This is a genomic window from Pseudomonas sp. 5Vm1k (genome assembly GCF_056161485.1).
This window is the reverse complement of sequence record NZ_JBSPCZ010000010.1, coordinates 198,162-215,626: the sequence shown is the minus strand read 5'-3', so window position 1 is coordinate 215,626 and position 17,465 is coordinate 198,162. Positions and strand designations below refer to the sequence as shown.

Below are 17,465 nucleotides of genomic sequence, written 5' to 3'. Positions count from 1 at the left end.
ATGGCACACGTCCACCCCTGTAGGAGCTGCCGACGGCTGCGATCTTTTGATTTTGACCTTGGGCGGTCTCAAAAAATGATCAAAAGATCGCAGCCTTCGGCAGCTCCTACAGGTTGGTGTCAGGCAGGCAGACCGCGTTATCGTTCTTCGCGAGCAAGCCCGCTCCCACATTGGTCTTGTGCCCGACACATATCCCCTGTGGGAGCGGGCTTGCTCGCGAAGGCGCCGGCCCATTCACCAAAAATCCCCCTGTCCATCACCCTCTCTTATCCACCATGACTTCCCCCCAAACCCGGCGCATGTTGATCCTTCAACCGGAGGGATTCGCCATGCTCAACGCACTCAAACAGATCAACTCAACTTCAGCCTTCAACCGCTGGGCCGGCTTCGAAGTCACTCGCGCCGAGAGCGGTGAAGCTGACCTCTCCATGGCTTTTCGCGAAGCCGACATGGCGCAATACGCCGGTTTCCTGCATGCCGGGCTGATCGGCGCGCTGCTCGATACCGCCTGCGGGTTTGCTGCCGGGACGGTAGCCGGCAACGTGCTGGCTTCGCACTTTTCGGTCAACTGCCTGGCCCCGGCGGTCGGTGAAGTGTTCATCGCCAAGGGCCGGGTGGTGAAGGCCGGCAAGAAGCAGGTGTTCGCCCGTGCCGAGCTGTTCGCGCAGACCGGCGACCAACTGAAACTGGTGGCGACCGGCGACGCGATTCTGGTGCCGGTCGAAAGCCGCTGAGGGTCTAGGCTGTCTTGAGTCCATTCAAGAACCGCCGGAGGTTGTCATGCAGCTCGAAGGTTCGTGCCATTGCGGCGCGGTGTCGTTCAGTCTGACCAGCGCCCACCCCTACCCTTACCAGCGTTGCTACTGCTCGATCTGCCGCAAGACCCAGGGCGGAGGCGGTTATGCGATCAACCTCGGTGGCGACGCCGGCAGCCTGAAGGTGCGCGGGCGCAAACATATCGCGATCTACCATGCGCGGCTTAAGGAAGACGGCGATAAACGCGCGCATAGCAGCACGGCGGAGCGGCATTTCTGTTCGGTGTGCGGCAGCGGCTTATGGCTGTTCAGCCCGGAGTGGCCGGAGCTGATTCACCCGTTCGCCTCGGCCATAGACACCCCGCTGCCGGTGCCGCCGGAGCATACGCACTTGATGCTGGGTTCGAAGGCGTCGTGGGTGGAGGTTGAGGTGAAGCCCAAGGATCAGGAATTCGAGGTCTATCCTGAAGAGTCGATTGCCGAGTGGCATGAGCGGCTGGGTTTGGAAAGGTAAACACAGCTCCTGTGGCTAAGAAGATCTACTGTGGCGAGGGGGCTTGCCCCCGTTGGGGCGCGAAGCGGCCCCCTACGAACTGCCGCGCGCACCGAGTTGCCTGATTTTACGACTGCTTCGCAGTCGAACGGGGGCAAGCCCCCTCGCCACAGCAAGCTCCCTCGCCACAGGTTTCTCATTGCTCTTTCGGCACTTGGAAAAACATCAAATTATTTTCTGCCCCTCAGTTCCCCTTTGCGTTTTTCGTTCGGTTAACCCTCAGAAGCATTCAATTACCGACCGATTCGATACAAAGGGACTGTCATGCCGCATCACCTCGCCGCGCGTTTTCGTTTTGCCTTGTGCCCCTTGGCATTGGCCCTTCCGGCCGCCCTGCTGACCTTTGCCTGCGCCGCCCATGCCGCTGAAACCGGCACCTCGAAAAGCGACGCGTTGCAACTGGACGCCACCAACATCTCCGCCCAGGGTTTAGGCGCGACCACCGAAGACACGCATTCCTACACCACCGGCCAAACGTCTTCGGCCACCGGCCTGCCGTTGTCGCTGCGTGAAACTCCGCAATCGGTCACTGTGATCACCCGTCAGCAAATGGACGATCGCGGTGTGCAAAGTGTCGGCGATGCGCTGCGCAATACCCCCGGCATTTCGACGCAGAAGTACGATAGCGATCGCACCGAGTTTTCCGCCCGAGGCTTCGCCATCACCAACTTCCAGTACGACGGCGTGAACCAGCCCTACGACGGTGTGTACGGCGAAAACCCCAACAACAGCGACGACTCGGCCAGCCTGGACCGCATCGAAATCATCAAGGGCGCGACCGGCCTGATGACCGGCTCGGGCGACCCGTCCGCCACCGTTAACCTGATCCGCAAAAAGCCGACCAAGGAATTCAAGGCCTCGATCAACGGCACCGTGGGTTCGTGGGATGCCTATCGCAGCACCGGCGATATTTCCGGTTCGCTGAATGATTCCGGCAGCGTGCGTGGGCGTTTTGTCGGCTCGTACTCGGACAAGAATTCCTACCAGGATCACTACAGCCAGAAGAAAGACCTGTATTACGGGATTCTCGAGGCTGACCTGACGCCCGATACCCTGCTGACCTTCGGCATCGACAAATCCAGTGCGACCCCGCGCGGCAGCTCCTGGACTGGCAACCCGACGTATTTCTCCGACGGCGGGCGCACCGACTTCCCGCGTCACTTCAACCCGGCCGCCGACTGGAGCCGTCGCGATTTCGACGAAACCACCTATTTCGCCTCGCTGGAACAAGCCCTGGCCAATGACTGGAAACTCAAGGTCAGCGTCGACCAGAAAACCACCGACCACGACACCCAACTGGCCTCGGCCAGCGGCGGCAACCCAGATCGTGCCACCGGCGAAGGCATGTTTCTTTACTGGGGTCGTTGGGAAGGTCATCGCGTGCAGAACACCGCTGACGTGAACGTCTCCGGGCCGTTCAGCCTGGGTGGCCGCGAGCATGAACTGGTGGCTGGCGTCATGACGTCACACTCGCGCCAGACCGGCTCGACCTACGACACCAGCGCCTTCGAGATGGTGCCTGGCAGCATTTATGACTGGGACGGTCATCTGCCGAAACAGGAATTCCCGAAGAACGGCAAATACGAGCGCACCCAGAGCCAGAACGGCGTGTACCTGGCCACGCGCCTGCGTCCGACCGACGACCTGTCCGTGATCCTCGGCAGCCGCCTGAGTACCTTCAAGTACAACGAAGATTACCGCTACAACCCGGGTTCCAGCCTGGACGACACCCACGCCAGCTACAAGGAACACGGCGTGGTCACGCCTTACGCCGGGGTGATTTATGACCTGAATGATGTGTACTCGGTGTACGCCAGCTACACCTCGATCTACCAGCCTCAAACCTACAAGGACAGCAACGGTACGACCCTGGCCCCGGTTGAGGGCGACAGCTATGAAACCGGCCTGAAAGCGGCTTACTTCGAAGGTCGACTGAATGCCAGCCTGGCCCTGTTCCGCATCGAGCAGGACGGCGTCGCCGAGTCGATCGGCACCAACGCCATCACCAACGAAGGCATCTACAAAGCCGTCGACGGTACCAAGACCCAAGGTGTGGAGCTGGAACTGGCCGGCGAACTGGCCGAAGGCTGGAACCTGTCAGCCGGCTACACCTACGCCCGCACCCGCGATGCCGATGAACAACGGATCTTCGGCTTCCCGTTGTCCACCAGCAAACCGGAACACGTGGTACGCACCTTCACCACCTATCGCCTGCCTGGCGCGCTGGACAAAGTCACCGTCGGTGGCGGCATCAGTTGGCAGAGCGCCTTCTACGGCAAAATCTACAGCCCGACCGTCGGCGACTACACCCAGATCAAACAGGGCGGCTATACCCTCGTGGACCTGATGACCCGTTATCAGTACAACGAGCACTTGAGCTTTACCGCCAATGCCAACAACGTGTTCGACAAGCGCTACCTGACCGGTTTGGGCAACTTCGACACCACGTTCTACGGCGAGCCGCGCAATTTGACGCTGACTACGAAGTGGGATTTCTAAGCTTCAGCTAGGCCATGACTCAACCTGCTACAGAGGCCCCCCTTCACAGTCTTTGACAGTTTCCCGACAAAGCTCTCAAAGATTGCTGGCCAACAGCTGCCTAGCATGGGCGCATCCAATCTCCCTCGGGTGCTCCCATGTTTCGTTCGCTGTGTGTGTCGCTGACTTCGCTCTGCCTGCTCGTTCCCACCGACTCGTTACGTGCCGAAGACTGGCGCTACACCCTGCGTGCCGGCGCCGCGAGCGTGCCGCGTTACAGCGGCAGTGATGAACGCACCGTGGCGCCACTGCTGGGCGCTAAAGTCGTCAGCCCTTACGGCATTTTTCTGGACACCGAAAAGGGCCTGGGTTGGGCGTTTGACGAGGATGATTTCGGCCTCAGCGTGTACATCGGCGCCAGTGATGTGCGCAAGGATCGCAAAACCGGCTTCAAAGGCTCGGACGAACTCAACGGCATGGGTTCGATCAAATCGCGTCCGGTCATCGGACTGGATGGGACCTATCACATGGGCCCGATCATTCTCGGTGCGAGCTTCGAACATGCGCTGGAAAAGGACGATGACGACCACGACACCGGCTCGGCTTACAACCGCTTGAAACTGAGCATCAGCGCGCCGTTTTATGAAGGTGAATATGGCAACGTGGTCGGCAGCCTCAACAGCCAGTTCGGCGACAGCAACTACCTGCGCACCTGGTATGGGGTGAGCTACGCGCAAGCCTCGCGCAGTCAGTTTCGGGCGTATGACACCCATGGTGGGTTGGTCAGTCGTGGGGCGGACCTGACCTGGTCGTTGCCGATAGATGAACGGTGGAGTTTTACCACGGTGGTGGCGGTGCAGTATTTGGCGAGCGAGGCGGCGGACAGCCCGATTGTCGAGCGGCGATTGCAGGCGTCGGTGGCTGGGCAGGTGGTGTATACCTTTTGATTGCCGGCGCAATGGAAAAGATCGCAGCCTTCGGCAGCTCCTACATTGGAATGTGTACACCCTGTAGGAGCTGCCGAAGGCTGCGATCTTTTGATCTAATCCAAATGCGCCCAGGTCATGCGAAACGACGCTCCACCCCAAGGCGAATCCGCTACTTCAACCTGCCCGCCATGGGATTGCGACACCCGTCGCACCAACGCCAACCCCAGCCCGAAACCACCAGTACGCCGATCCCGGCTGGCATCCAGGCGCGAGAACGGTTCGAAGATTTTCTCCCGCCCATCCACCGGCACGCCCGGCCCATCATCGTTGACCCGTACTTCGTAGTGATCACCGCTGCGTACCAGCGACACTTCAACTCGCCCGTCGGCGTAACGAATGGCATTGCGCAGCAAGTTAATCACCGCCCGGGCCATGAAGCGCGGTTCGATCCGCACCTGATCGATCTGGCACTCGACAATCAGCAGTTGCACCCCCGCCGCTTCCGCTTCCAGCGCCACGCTGCCAACCACGCTGTCGAGCCAGCTGCTGGCCTGGATATTCTCCCGGGTGATCACCGTGGCGCCGCGCTCCAGGCTGGCATAGGTCAGCAGTTCGGAGACCATTTCTTCCAGTTCACCGAGGTCGGCGTACATGTCGGCAATCAGTTCGCGGTTCTGCGTCGGATCGGGTTGTTGCTTGAGCTGATCGAGTTCGAATGACAACCGCGCAATCGGCGTGCGCAGTTCATGGGACACCGCATTGGTCAGCTCTCGCTGATTGGCAATCAGGCCTTCGATGCGCGCGGCCATCAGGTTGAAGTGTTCGGACAGGTCGCGAATGTTCGAGCGCTTGGACAGCTGGATTCGCGACGACAGATCGTTATCGCCGAACCGTTCGGCGGCCAGGCGCAGTTTTTCCAGATCCCGCCAGTGTGGTCGCACCCAGAAAAACAGCACGATGCCGATCAGCACCGCCAGCATCAGGTAGGCCGCCGTGATGTAGAACGGCATCAGGCTCGGCTCCGCCGGTAACTTGATGCTGAGCAGCTGCGGCCCCCCATCAATCGAAGAAATGAACTGCGTGTACTTCTCCCGAATCACCAGCAGGCCTTCTGCCAACAAGGCTTTTTCCTGATCATCGAGCGCCAGATCGTCAGCATTGACCAGCGTCAAACCCAAGCCGTAATGCGGGCGCAGCGCGTCCAGTTGTTGCTCGCGCCCCGGCCCTTCCAGACCGCGAATCTGCTCCACCAGCGAATACGCCTGCCCGCGCACGGCCTCGCGGTTATACGCCTGCATCTGGTTATCGAGCAGTGCGTTAAAGGTGTGTTCGACGGTCTGCAACGCCAACACCAGCCCAACGGCCAGCATCAGGTACAACCCAAGAAATAACCGCAGCATCTAAAGCTCCCACGCGAACGGATTGAACAGGTAACCCTTGCCCCAAACGGTCTTAATGCACACCGGCTCCCGTGGGTTGTCCCGGAGCTTGGCCCGCAGTTTGCTGATGTAGACGTCGACGCTGCGGTTGAGGCCATCGAAAGCGATGCCGCGCATGCGGTTGAGGATGTCATCCCGGGACAGAATCTTGCCGGCGGCGCTGGCCAACAACCACAGCAGCTCGAATTCCATGGTGGTCAGCTCGATGCCCTCACCCGCCAGCCGCACTTCGCGACAGCTGCGGTCGATGCTCAGGTGACCGAACTCCAGGGCGCTGCACATGGCGGTTTCCGGCACTTGTCGACGTTGCAGGGCGCGCAAGCGGGCCAGTAACACCGGGGGTTTGATCGGTTTGATCACGTAATCGTCGGCGCCGGATTCCAGGCCGAGGATATGGTCGAGGTCGTCTTCCTTGGCGGTGAGAATGACGATGGGCGTGTCGGACACGCTGCGAATCTCGCGGCACACGTGCAAGCCGCTCTGGCCCGGCAACATCAGGTCGAGCACGACGATTTTCGGTTTGAATTCCAGAAACGCGGCCAACGCCAGGTCGCCACGGTGCACCGCCCGGACCTCGTAGCCATGTTGGGACAGGAAATGCGCGATCAGCCCGGCGAGCTTCTCGTCGTCTTCCACCAGCAAAACTTTGCCAAAACCCAGGTTATCCATAACGACCGTCTGCCAACCCTTGTTTGAAGTGGGCGGCATTATGGCGGCAATCGATGGCGGGACGGTGACGGCAGGCAGCAAAAACCGGCCATGGGGGCCGGTTTTGGGTGATGTTTCATACTCTTAAGAGTTATTTACAATTTTGAATCAAAACATCACGAGACTACGGATAACGCTTTTGTAGGAGCGAGGCTTGCCCGCGAAGGCGATTTCGAGGACGCCTTCGCGGGCAAGCCTCGCTCCTACAAGGGGATTAGGCCGCGGTTGGTTGGGATAGGCCGCGGTGGGTAGGGTTAGGCGGCGGTTGGTTGGGTTACGCGGCGGCTGGGATACCGCTGTGGAAGCGGAATTCCACGTCCGGTGATTCGATCAATTCCTGCTCGGCGACGCGCACCCGGTCGATCACCTGGGCGATGTCCTTGGCGTCACCATACTGATACGCCAGTTTCAAGTAACCCTGGAAATGCCGAGCCTCGCTTTTCAGCAAGCCAAAGTAAAACTTGCCCAATTCTTCATCCAGATGCGGCACCAGCGCCTCGAAACGCTCGCAGCTGCGGGCTTCGATGAACGCGCCGACCACCAGGGTATCCACCAGTTTCACCGGTTCGTGGCTGCGCACCACTTTGCGCAGGCCCGAGGCGTAACGCCCGGCGGAGAGCTGACGCAGCTCGATCTTGCGCTTTTTCATCAGGCGCATGACCTGTTCGTGGTGCACCAGTTCTTCCCGGGCCAGGCGCGACATCAGGTTGATCAGATCGACGTGCGAGTGATACTTGGCGATCAGGCTCAACGCCGTGCTGGCGGCCTTGAATTCGCAGTTCTTGTGGTCGATCAGCAAGGTTTCCTGATCGGCCAGCGCGGCCTGGACCCAGCCGTCAGGGGTGCGGCAGCCGAGGAACTCGTGAATTTCGGGAAGGATCATGGGGCTCACGGATAAAAGGTTCAAAACGAAGGGCGCCGATTATACGGGCTTGTCAGCAGACCACCAGTCGCCGCCATTGATATGCATCAAGTCCCGTGTTGCCGGGCAGCAACTATAGTTGTCCAACGCAGCATTTTTTACTTTCAGGAGATCCCGATCATGCAAGCCATACGCAGCATTCTGGTGGTCATCGAACCCGAGCACTCGGAAAGCCTGGCGCTCAAGCGGGCCAAGCTGATCGCGGGCGTGACCCAGGCCCATCTGCACTTGCTGGTCTGTGATCGCAAGCATGATCACAGCGCCATGTTGGGCGTGCTCAAGGCGGCGCTGGTGGAGGACGGCTACAGCGTCACCACCGAGCAGGCCTGGAACGAGAGCCTGCACGAAACCATCGTCGATGTGCAGCAAGCCGAGGGCTGCGGGCTGGTGATCAAGCAACATTTCCCCAACAGCCCGCTGAAAAAGGCCCTGCTGACCCCGGCGGACTGGAAACTGCTGCGTTACTGCCCAACGCCGGTATTGCTGGTGAAAACCTCGAAGCCATGGACTGGCGGGGTCATTCTGGCGGCCATCGACGTCGGCAACACCGACGGCGAACACCGCACGCTGCATGCTTGCATCGTCGATCATGGGTACGACATCGCCAGCCTGGCCAAGGCCCAATTGCACGTGATCAGCGCCCATCCGTCGCCGATGCTGTCGTCGGCCGACCCGACCTTCCAGCTCAGCGAAACCATCCAGGCGCGCTATCGCGAGCAGTGCAAGGCGTTCCAGGCCGAATTCGACATTGATGACGACCACCTGCATATCGAGGAAGGCCCGGCGGATGTGTTGATTCCGTTCATGGTGCATAAACTGCAGGCGGCGGTGATCGTGATTGGCACGGTGGCGCGGTCCGGGTTGTCCGGGGCGTTGATCGGCAATACGGCAGAAGTGGTGCTGGATGCGGTGGAGAGCGATGTGCTGGTGCTCAAGCCGGATGAGATCATGGATCATCTGGAAGAGGTTGTGACGCGGCATTGAGATTTGTAGCGTCTGGTCGGGCGCCTTCGCGAGCAAGCCCGCTCCCACATTGGATCTATGGCGTTCACAAATCCCCTGTGGGAGCGGGCTTGCTCGCGAAGCTTTTAGGCGCCGAAGGCGTCCTTTAAAAAGCCCGGCGCGATGTAGCGCTGGTAATGCGCTTCCGACAGCAGGAAAAACTCCCGATCAATGGCATCGCGCAATTCCGGCAGGTTCCAGTCGCGAAACTCCGGCATCAGCACCATCCCGTACGCCTCCAGATTATTGATGACCCGCGCACCACGGGCGATCAACTGATAGGCCCAGCAATATTCCGATTGATGCGGCACGAAGCGGATTTTTCGCTGCTCAAGCTGCAACCGCAGGCGTTGCGGGTCGAAAATTTCCAGTTTGCTGGCCATCACTTGGGACAACAGTTGCTCAAGACGCAACCACACTGCGCGCTTTTCTTCCTCGTTGTAACCGTTCCAGTTGATCACTTCGTGGTGGAAACGCTTGCAGCCACGGCACACCAGGTCACCGTAAACGGTGGAGCAGAGGCCGACGCAGGGGGTCTTGATGGTCTGATTGGGCATAGGTAGGCAAAACACGGGAAAGCAGAACAGGTCGGCATGTTAGCCCTTTGTCTAACATTGATCACCCCTCAATCTTGAGGGGCTAACTTACGTTTATATTTTTTTTGCCGTAGAATCAGCCAGCCTTTTAAGGCGCCAATGTCCGTTAGAAGCTGTTTTCAAAGCGTCACGAGCACAGTCGTTCCTACAGAGCGGTGTTGGCGAAGGGTTTTTCCAGCGGGGAAAAGCTCTACGCCAACCCTCATCAGCTCCCCGTTCTGCAGGCGTAAAACTTTGAAAGCAGCTTCTGTAAGGAATTGTCGGTAATTCTGGCTAAGTGGCCCACAACGCCACGCAGCGCATGAGTACGGCAATTTCGGGATGAGCGTCCCGGACACCCATTTGGGACCACTGATGAGGGTAATAACTGTGCTTGAAGCCTACCGCAAACATATCGAAGAGCGTGCAGCACTGGGTATCGTTCCCCAGCCGCTTAACGCCGAACAAACTGCAGGCCTGGTCGAGCTGCTGAAGAATCCCCCGGCTGGCGAAGAAGCTTTCCTCGTTGACCTGATCACCAATCGCATTCCACCTGGCGTGGACGAAGCAGCCTATGTAAAGGCTGGTTTCCTGTCTGCCCTGGCCAAAGGCGAAGCAACCTCCCCTCTGATCGACAAGAAACGCGCTGTTGAACTGCTCGGCACCATGCAGGGCGGCTACAACATCGTGACCCTGGTTGACCTGCTCGACAGCGCCGAACTGGCCCCGGTCGCAGCCGCTCAACTCAAGCACACCCTGCTGATGTTCGATGCGTTCCACGACGTTGCGGAAAAAGCCCGCAATGGCAACGAACACGCCAAAGGCGTGATCCAGTCCTGGGCTGACGGCGAGTGGTTCCGCAACCGTCCGACCCTGGCCGACAAGATCAGCCTGCGTGTGTTCAAGGTCACCGGCGAAACCAACACCGACGACCTGTCCCCTGCCCCGGACGCCTGGTCCCGCCCGGACATCCCGCTGCACGCCCTGGCCATGCTGAAAATGGCCCGTGAAGGCATCGTGCCTGACGCCCAAGGCGTTACCGGCCCGATGAAGCAGATCGAAGAAATGCGCGGTCAAGGCTTCCCTATCGCCTACGTCGGTGATGTGGTCGGTACCGGTTCGTCGCGTAAATCGGCAACCAACTCGGTACTGTGGTTCTTCGGCGACGACGTTCCTTACGTGCCGAACAAGCGCGCTGGCGGTTTCTGCTTCGGCAGCAAGATCGCTCCAATCTTCTACAACACCATGGAAGATGCCGGCGCACTGCCAATCGAGTTCGACGTTACCAACATGAACATGGGCGACGTGATCGACCTGTACCCGCATGCTGGCAAAGTCTGCAAACACGGCACCGACGAAGTCCTGACCACCTTCGAAATGAAGACTCCGGTACTGTTGGACGAAGTTCGTGCCGGCGGCCGTATCCCGTTGATCATCGGTCGCGGCTTGACCGACAAGGCTCGTGCTGAACTGGGCCTGGGTCCTACCGATCTGTTCAAACTGCCTGAAGCACCTGTCGACACTGGCAAGGGCTACACCCTGGCACAGAAAATGGTCGGCAAGGCGTGCGGTCTGCCAGAAGGCAAAGGCGTTCGTCCTGGCACCTACTGCGAACCGAAGATGACTACCGTCGGTTCCCAGGACACCACCGGTCCTATGACCCGTGACGAACTGAAAGACCTGGCGTGCCTGGGCTTCTCGACCGATCTGGTGATGCAGTCCTTCTGCCACACCGCGGCTTACCCTAAGCCGATCGACGTGACCACCCACCACACCCTGCCAGACTTCATCATGACCCGCGGCGGCGTTTCCCTGCGTCCGGGCGACGGCATCATCCACAGCTGGCTGAACCGCATGCTGCTGCCGGACACCGTCGGTACCGGTGGTGACTCCCACACCCGTTTCCCGATGGGCATTTCGTTCCCGGCCGGTTCCGGTCTGGTTGCGTTTGCTGCTGCCACCGGCGTTATGCCGCTGGACATGCCGGAATCGATCCTGGTGCGCTTCAAAGGCAAGATGCAACCGGGCGTTACCCTGCGTGACCTGGTTCACGCCATTCCTTACTTCGCGATTCAGGCTGGCCTGCTGACCGTCGAGAAGAAAGGCAAGAAGAACGCCTTCTCCGGCCGCATCCTGGAAATCGAAGGCCTGGACAACCTGAGCATCGAACAAGCTTTCGAGCTGTCCGACGCCTCGGCTGAACGTTCGGCTGCCGGTTGCACCATCAAGCTGTCGAAAGAGTCGATCACCGAGTACCTGAACTCCAACATCACCCTGCTGCGCTGGATGATCGGCGAAGGCTACGGCGATGCGCGTACCCTGGAACGTCGTGCTCAAGCGATGGAAGCCTGGGTTGCCAACCCTGAGTTGATGGTTGCCGATGCTGACGCCGAATACGCTGAAATCATCGAGATCGACCTGGCCGACATCAAAGAGCCTGTGCTCTGCGCGCCAAACGACCCGGACGACGCCCGTCTGCTGTCCAGCGTCGCTGGCGAGAAGATCGACGAAGTGTTCATCGGTTCGTGCATGACCAACATCGGTCACTTCCGCGCTGCCGGTAAGCTGCTGGATCAGGTCAAGGGTCAGCTGCCAACCCGTCTGTGGCTGTCGCCGCCGACCAAAATGGACGCTCACCAGCTGACCGAAGAAGGCTACTACGGCATCTACGGCAAGGCCGGCGCACGCATGGAAATGCCAGGCTGCTCGCTGTGCATGGGTAACCAGGCACGTGTAGAGCCGAATTCGACTGTAGTGTCGACTTCGACCCGTAACTTCCCGAACCGTCTGGGTGACGGCGCGAACGTTTACCTGGCTTCGGCTGAGTTGGCGTCCGTTGCTTCCATCCTGGGTCGCCTGCCGACCGTCGAGGAGTACATGGAATACGCTGGCAAGATCGACAGCATGGCGGCTGATGTCTACCGCTACCTGTCCTTCGACCAGATCGCCGAGTTCCGTGAAGCTGCTGCGAACGCCAACATTCCGGTCGTTCAAGCCTAACGCTGCAACGCAATAAAAAACGCCGCCCATCGCGAGATGAGCGGCGTTTTTTTATGCCCGCAAGGTTCACACTGCACATCCCTGTGGGAGCGGGCTTGCTCGCGAATGCGGTGTGTCATCCAGCAATGATGTGACTGATACACCGCATTCGCGAGCAAGCCCGCTCCCACAAGGGGTTATGTGGATGGCTTGAGGGCTTGCTGGACCGCACCGTCGACACTCAAGCCGCTAAGTATCACCTGCTCCAACTCCTGCGCCGGCAACAACGCCAGCACCGCTTTGGCCTCGTGCTTGAGCCGCGCCAGGATCAACAATTTGTCTTCTGCCCGCACCTGCAAAAAGAACGCTTCCAGCGCTTCTATGCTGGTGCCGTCCAGATCGGGGGACTCTTCCAGACTGAGAATGATCGTGTGCACCGGCGGCGACGCGTGCCGGGCCAGCCTTAGCGCACCGCCCAAAATACGTTCCACATTGGCAAAAAACAGCGCTTCACTGGGCCGCACAATCAACACGCCAGGAATCTGCAGGGCGTCAGGATGGCGTTGCACATCCACGTAATCGTGACCGCTGCCCATCTGCCCCAGCACTTGAATATCCGCCGATGACATCTGTTTCAGCATCAGCACCACGCTGATTGCCACCGCCACCAGCAAGCCGTCCAGCACGCCCAATACCAACACCGCAGCCACCGCGCAGATCACCAGCACACGGTCGCGGCGCCAGATGAAATAGCGGCCCAAAGGCTGCAGACTCAAGCCCCGCGCCAGCGCATGAATGACGATCGCAGCCAATACTGGCTCAGGCGTCAGAGCAATGTAGGGCAGCACGGTCAAGACAATCAGCAACACCACCCCCGCCGCCACCGCACCGGCCAGACGTGAAGTGGCACCCGCTGCTTCGTTGGCCGACGTCGCAGAGTAACCGGCGCCCGCCGGCATGCCGTGGAACAGGCCGGACAGTAGATTCGCCGCACCGAGGGCCAGCAGGTCGCGGTTCGAAGACACCCGGTCGCCGTGCTTGAGCGCAAAGGAGCTGATCGAACCGTAGGACTCGGCATACAGGATCATCACCATCGCAAATGCCAGCTCCCCCAGGCGCAGCCAATCGGCAAACGGCAACACTGGCAACCGGGGCACTTCAAGGCTCAGGTCGATCACGCCGATCAGGTCCACCCCATACGCCGGCAAGTTCAGCCACTGCCCCGCCGCGATGCCGAGCGCCACTACCAGCAAACCGCCGGGCACACGCCGAAACCGCGCGCACACCCACAACACCAGCAGCGCCACTGCCGCAACCAGCAAGCCGACACGATTCCATTGTGGCCACTGCTCCAGCAACTGCGGGACGAAACGGATCAGATTGCCGTTGCTCAAGTGCACGTCAACGATACTGGCGACCTGCTTGAGAATGATGGTCGCGGCCAGCCCCAAGGCAAAACCGCGCAGTACCGGTTTGGCGATAAAGGACGTGACGCTGCCAAGCTTGAACAGACCCGCCAGCAAGAAGAACCCGCCGGTCACCAACACCAGGCCGATGGCCAGGGTCATCCGCAGGCCGGAATCGCCATTGGCCAACGTGGCGGTGGCGGCGGCCAGAACAGCGGCGGAGGACGAGGTCGCAGAAACAATCGCAAAACGGCTGGTGCCCAGTAGCCCGTAACACAGCAGGCCGGCAAATAACGCAATGACGCCGGCCTGGGGCGGCACGGCGGCGATGCTGGAATAGGCCACCGCTTCCGGCAACAGCAAACCGGCAATCGACAGCCCGGCCAACAGGTCCTGCCAACGGTTGGGGGAATCGGCACGGGGTTGCACCGATGCGCCTTGAGCACGAGCCATGCAGCGTCTCCAGAGAAAAGATCAACAGGCCGTCTACGACGCGTCAGTGAAGGCTCTAGGGTAGCCGTTTATCCGCTGGCTGTTGTGCTCCGGGTCATGGCGCCAGCCATAAAAACACCGCCGAACGTTAGAAAAGCGATGTTTTTTTCCGGAAGACCGGGTCGCCCCGATCAGACAACCGCAAACCACGTACCCCAGGGGCAACTGCCAGATCAGGTAGGTGCCCCTGCTTGTTAAAAATCCAATCTGCGCAACGCCGTGCAGAAGTTCTGTTTTCCACGCTTTCACCTACGGCAAACTGCCCCGCCCCGTACCTGTTTTTCAAAATGCCGACTGCCATGAGTCGGCCGCCCCTCAGCCTGCGTCTTGAAGAACGCCGTGCCAGAGCGGTCGATCCCACGAAAATGTGTAGGTTTGTGTTGACAGCAGATCGTCCTGCGCTAGATTCCCTCAGGTGCACGGAATCAAGGCGACTGCCATGGATAAGGATAGAGATTTCATGCACTGGTGGAATGACCTGCGCATGGAGATGCTCAAGCAACAGGACGCGCCACGGATTTTTGCGCTTCTGGAACAGGAAGTTCAACAGCTGGGCTTTGATTATTACGCGTATGGAGTACGCCATTCGATCCCCTTCACCCGACCGAAAACCGAGATCTACGGCTCTTATCCCAAAGCGTGGCTGGAGCGTTATCACCTGCAGAACTATGCCGCGATCGACCCGTCGATCCTCAACGGGCTGCGTTCCACGCAAATGGTGGTCTGGGATGACGCGCTGTTCGACCACAGCCGCAATTTGTGGAGCGAAGCCCAGGACTGGGGCCTGCGAGTCGGCGTGACCTTGCCGATCCATACGCCCAACAACGCCCTGAGCGTGCTCTCGGTCGCCCGCAACCAGACCTTCATCGGCGATGCCGAGCGCGAGGAAATCCGCCTGCGCCTGCGCTGCATCATCGAACTGGTGACCACACGCCTGGCGGAAATCGGCCATCAGCAAGCCACCTCGGAACTCATCGAACTGAGCCCCCGGGAGCGGGAAATCCTGCAATGGACCGCCGATGGCAAAAGTTCGGGGGAAATTGCGGTGATCCTCGGCATCTCGGTCAACACCGTGAACTTTCACCTGAAAATCATTCAGAAGAAATTCGGCGCCGCCAATAAAACCCTGGCGGCCGCCTATGGAGCAGCACTCGGGCTGATTTAAGCCCACTCGACCACGATAAGGATATCGCCCCATGATTACAGTGATTGCACGGCATCATCACGAGCTGTCCCCAAGCCTGCACGACGACCTGGGTCGTTACCGGCACAAGGTCTTCATCAAGGATCTGGGCTGGCAACTGAAATCCAGCGGCGCGCTGCCGGGTCGCGAATACGATCAGTTCGACCATACAGACACCCGCTACATCATCGCCGTGGACGCTTATGAGCACATCCACGGTTGCGCACGGCTGCTGCCGACGACCCAGCCGTATTTATTGTCGGAAGTGTTCGGGTTTCTCTGCGATCAACCCGTGCCACGGCGCAGCGATACCTGGGAGATCTCGCGGTTCGCCGCCACTCGGCTGGAGGAAGGCAAACTGCCGATGCGGGTGTTCTGGAACGCCTTGCACGACGCCTGGTGCATGGGCGCGACGGAAGTCGTGGCGGTGACCACACCGGCCCTGGAACGCTATTTTCTGCGCAACGGCGTGCAATTGAGCCGGCTCGGCCAGCCCCAACGCACCGACACCGATCACGTGGTGGCGCTGAGCTTTCCGGCCTACCAAAAAAACGGCCGTGCTGCGCTTTATGCGCAGTCAGCGGCCGTTACTTCACTCGATCAGGCATTTTTGCGGGGTGGACCGGTCGGGGCATTCCCAGCCGATCACCCCGGGTTTCAGGCGGTCAGCGAGTAGATCAACGCAGAAATCGCCACCAGGCCCACCGCCGTCACGAAGACGTTGGAAGCCTGGCCGCGATAACGGGCCATGGCCGGCACTTTGCGGATCGCGTACATCGGCATCAGGAACAGGATCGCGGCGATGATCGGGCCACCGAGGGTCTCGATCATGCCGAGGATGCTCGGGTTCAGGGTGGCGACGATCCAGCACACCACCAACATGAACGCGGCAGTCATGCGGTCCAGAGCTTTGGGCGACGGACGCTTGCCGCTCTTGACGATCAGGCCTTTCAAGCCTTCGCTGGCGCCGATGTAGTGGCCCAGGAATGACTTGGAAATCGCCACGAAAGCAATCAACGGCGCCGCGAAGGCGATGGTCGGGTTGCTGAAGTGGTTGGCCAGGTACGACAGGATCGACAGGTTCTGCGCCTTGGCTTCGGCCAGTTGCGCCGGGGACAGGGTCAGCACGCAACTGAAAACGAAGAACAGCACCATCACCACCATCAAGGCGTGGGCGCGGGACAGGATCTGCGAGCTGCGCTCCTCGGCGTGTTCACCGTAGCGACGCTTCTGGTCCACCGCGAACGCGGAGATGATCGGCGAGTGGTTGAACGAGAACACCATCACCGGAATCGCCAGCCACAACGTGTGCAGCAGCGCCGACGGCTCAGGCAGCGTGGACGCGGTGCTGAGGATGCCGCCGTTCCAGTGCGGAATCAGGAACACCGCCAGAAACAGCAGCGCAACGATGAACGGGTACACCATCAGGCTCATGGCCTTGACGATCACCTGCTCGCCGCAACGCACCACCGCCAGCAGGCCAAGGATCAGCACGAACGACAGGATCGCCCGAGGCGGTGGCATGATGTGCAGTTGGTGTTCAAGGAAGCTGCCGACGGTGTTGGTCAGCGCCACGCTGTAGATCAGCAGGATCGGGAAGATCGCGAAGAAGTACAGCAAGGTGATCAGCGCACCGGCCTTGATGCCGAAGTGTTCTTCCACCACTTCGGTGATGTCCGCGCCTTCACGGCCGGACAACACGAAACGGGTCAGGCCACGGTGGGCGTAGAACGTCATCGGGAACGCCAGCACCGCCAGGACCAGCAACGGCCAAAAGCCGCCCAAGCCCGCGTTGATTGGCAAAAACAACGTGCCGGCCCCGATTGCCGTGCCAAACAGGCCCAGCATCCAGGTGGTGTCATGGCGATTCCAGCTCTCAAGGGTCGCTGGTGCCGCCGCTACATAGCGTTCGTCGACGCTATTGGCCTGATCATTCATCCGGTGGGATCTCCGCATTCCGGTCAGTTGCTACCCGACCAGGACGAGTCGGAAAAACCCGACAGGCAGCGCCCTGGCCGAAACAGGGGCGCGATTGTCCGGGATT

Annotated in this window: 14 protein-coding genes; 8 read left to right on the top strand and 6 right to left on the bottom strand. The window is 60.0% G+C overall.

Annotation, left to right across the window (positions count from 1 at the left end):
* The first annotated feature begins 329 nt into the window (after positions 1 to 329).
* From ACWIKB_RS20695 to ACWIKB_RS20680, 4 genes are all read left to right on the top strand, one after another.
* On the top strand, positions 330 to 734 hold the full coding sequence (locus ACWIKB_RS20695) for a PaaI family thioesterase (protein ID WP_475269113.1): 405 nt from the start codon (positions 330 to 332) through the stop codon (positions 732 to 734).
* 46 nt (positions 735 to 780) lie between these two features.
* Entirely contained in the window at positions 781 to 1,269 is a 489-nt protein-coding gene (locus tag ACWIKB_RS20690; RefSeq protein WP_475269112.1) for a GFA family protein, read from the top strand.
* A gap of 303 nt (positions 1,270 to 1,572) precedes the next feature.
* Entirely contained in the window at positions 1,573 to 3,807 is a 2,235-nt protein-coding gene (locus tag ACWIKB_RS20685) for a TonB-dependent siderophore receptor (RefSeq protein ID WP_475269111.1), read from the top strand.
* Between the two features lie 137 nt (positions 3,808 to 3,944).
* The gene (locus tag ACWIKB_RS20680) at positions 3,945 to 4,733 is read left to right on the top strand and encodes a MipA/OmpV family protein (RefSeq protein WP_475269110.1); all 789 of its coding nucleotides are present in this window, start codon (positions 3,945 to 3,947) and stop codon (positions 4,731 to 4,733) included.
* 95 nt (positions 4,734 to 4,828) lie between these two features.
* Here the strand turns inward: ACWIKB_RS20680 and ACWIKB_RS20675 are convergent, their stop codons facing one another.
* The 3 genes from ACWIKB_RS20675 to ACWIKB_RS20665 all read right to left on the bottom strand — a co-directional run bounded on the left by ACWIKB_RS20675 (position 4,829) and on the right by ACWIKB_RS20665 (position 7,745).
* A complete protein-coding gene (locus ACWIKB_RS20675; protein WP_475269109.1) occupies positions 4,829 to 6,115 on the bottom strand; it encodes an ATP-binding protein in 1,287 nt (428 codons plus the stop codon).
* A complete protein-coding gene (locus ACWIKB_RS20670) occupies positions 6,116 to 6,823 on the bottom strand; it encodes a winged helix-turn-helix domain-containing protein (RefSeq protein ID WP_475269171.1) in 708 nt (235 codons plus the stop codon).
* A 313-nt stretch (positions 6,824 to 7,136) separates the two neighbouring features.
* On the bottom strand, positions 7,137 to 7,745 hold the full coding sequence (locus ACWIKB_RS20665) for a MiaE family protein (RefSeq protein ID WP_475269108.1): 609 nt from the start codon (positions 7,743 to 7,745) through the stop codon (positions 7,137 to 7,139).
* A 159-nt stretch (positions 7,746 to 7,904) separates the two neighbouring features.
* Here ACWIKB_RS20665 and ACWIKB_RS20660 point away from each other — a divergent pair, with 159 nt between their 5' ends.
* A complete protein-coding gene (locus tag ACWIKB_RS20660; RefSeq protein ID WP_475269107.1) occupies positions 7,905 to 8,768 on the top strand; it encodes a universal stress protein in 864 nt (287 codons plus the stop codon).
* Positions 8,769 to 8,872: 104 nt separating this feature from the next.
* Here the strand turns inward: ACWIKB_RS20660 and ACWIKB_RS20655 are convergent, their stop codons facing one another.
* On the bottom strand, positions 8,873 to 9,343 hold the full coding sequence (locus ACWIKB_RS20655) for a DUF1289 domain-containing protein (RefSeq protein WP_475269106.1): 471 nt from the start codon (positions 9,341 to 9,343) through the stop codon (positions 8,873 to 8,875).
* Between the two features lie 408 nt (positions 9,344 to 9,751).
* Here ACWIKB_RS20655 and acnB point away from each other — a divergent pair, with 408 nt between their 5' ends.
* Complete coding sequence (gene acnB / locus ACWIKB_RS20650; protein ID WP_054047462.1) at positions 9,752 to 12,361, top strand: bifunctional aconitate hydratase 2/2-methylisocitrate dehydratase; 2,610 nt, start codon at positions 9,752 to 9,754, stop codon at positions 12,359 to 12,361.
* Between the two features lie 176 nt (positions 12,362 to 12,537).
* Here the strand turns inward: acnB and ACWIKB_RS20645 are convergent, their stop codons facing one another.
* Positions 12,538 to 14,199, bottom strand: coding sequence for a SulP family inorganic anion transporter (locus ACWIKB_RS20645; RefSeq protein WP_475269105.1), 1,662 nt, complete (start codon positions 14,197 to 14,199; stop codon positions 12,538 to 12,540).
* A 478-nt stretch (positions 14,200 to 14,677) separates the two neighbouring features.
* On the opposite strand from ACWIKB_RS20645, the gene sdiA reads away from it, so the two are divergent.
* Together sdiA and ACWIKB_RS20635 are read left to right on the top strand one after the other, a co-directional pair.
* Positions 14,678 to 15,403 carry a transcriptional regulator SdiA gene (gene sdiA / locus ACWIKB_RS20640; protein WP_475269104.1) on the top strand — a complete coding sequence of 242 codons (726 nt, stop codon included), beginning with the start codon at positions 14,678 to 14,680 and terminating at the stop codon, positions 15,401 to 15,403.
* 31 nt (positions 15,404 to 15,434) lie between these two features.
* Positions 15,435 to 16,097 (top strand): acyl-homoserine-lactone synthase, encoded by a 663-nt coding sequence (locus tag ACWIKB_RS20635; RefSeq protein WP_475269103.1) that lies wholly within the window; start codon positions 15,435 to 15,437, stop codon positions 16,095 to 16,097.
* On the opposite strand, the gene ACWIKB_RS20630 is transcribed toward ACWIKB_RS20635, so the two are convergent.
* Positions 16,079 to 17,359 (bottom strand): HAAAP family serine/threonine permease, encoded by a 1,281-nt coding sequence (locus ACWIKB_RS20630; RefSeq protein WP_475269102.1) that lies wholly within the window; start codon positions 17,357 to 17,359, stop codon positions 16,079 to 16,081. The genes ACWIKB_RS20635 and ACWIKB_RS20630 overlap by 19 nt on opposite strands.
* Positions 17,360 to 17,465: the final 106 nt, after the last annotated feature.

What these genes read in the sequence shown, in the direction of transcription:
- ACWIKB_RS20660 (WP_475269107.1), top strand. Translation starts at nt 7,905, where the DNA reads ATGCAAGCCATACGCAGCATTCTGGTGGTCATCGAACCCGAGCACTCG.
- ACWIKB_RS20695 (WP_475269113.1), top strand. Translation starts at nt 330, where the DNA reads ATGCTCAACGCACTCAAACAGATCAACTCAACTTCAGCCTTCAACCGC.
- ACWIKB_RS20665 (WP_475269108.1), bottom strand. Translation starts at nt 7,745, where the DNA reads ATGATCCTTCCCGAAATTCACGAGTTCCTCGGCTGCCGCACCCCTGAC.
- sdiA (WP_475269104.1), top strand. Translation starts at nt 14,678, where the DNA reads ATGGATAAGGATAGAGATTTCATGCACTGGTGGAATGACCTGCGCATG.
- ACWIKB_RS20670 (WP_475269171.1), bottom strand. Translation starts at nt 6,823, where the DNA reads ATGGATAACCTGGGTTTTGGCAAAGTTTTGCTGGTGGAAGACGACGAG.
- ACWIKB_RS20690 (WP_475269112.1), top strand. Translation starts at nt 781, where the DNA reads ATGCAGCTCGAAGGTTCGTGCCATTGCGGCGCGGTGTCGTTCAGTCTG.
- ACWIKB_RS20645 (WP_475269105.1), bottom strand. Translation starts at nt 14,199, where the DNA reads ATGGCTCGTGCTCAAGGCGCATCGGTGCAACCCCGTGCCGATTCCCCC.
- ACWIKB_RS20655 (WP_475269106.1), bottom strand. Translation starts at nt 9,343, where the DNA reads ATGCCCAATCAGACCATCAAGACCCCCTGCGTCGGCCTCTGCTCCACC.
- ACWIKB_RS20675 (WP_475269109.1), bottom strand. Translation starts at nt 6,115, where the DNA reads ATGCTGCGGTTATTTCTTGGGTTGTACCTGATGCTGGCCGTTGGGCTG.
- ACWIKB_RS20635 (WP_475269103.1), top strand. Translation starts at nt 15,435, where the DNA reads ATGATTACAGTGATTGCACGGCATCATCACGAGCTGTCCCCAAGCCTG.
- ACWIKB_RS20680 (WP_475269110.1), top strand. Translation starts at nt 3,945, where the DNA reads ATGTTTCGTTCGCTGTGTGTGTCGCTGACTTCGCTCTGCCTGCTCGTT.
- ACWIKB_RS20630 (WP_475269102.1), bottom strand. Translation starts at nt 17,359, where the DNA reads ATGAATGATCAGGCCAATAGCGTCGACGAACGCTATGTAGCGGCGGCA.
- ACWIKB_RS20685 (WP_475269111.1), top strand. Translation starts at nt 1,573, where the DNA reads ATGCCGCATCACCTCGCCGCGCGTTTTCGTTTTGCCTTGTGCCCCTTG.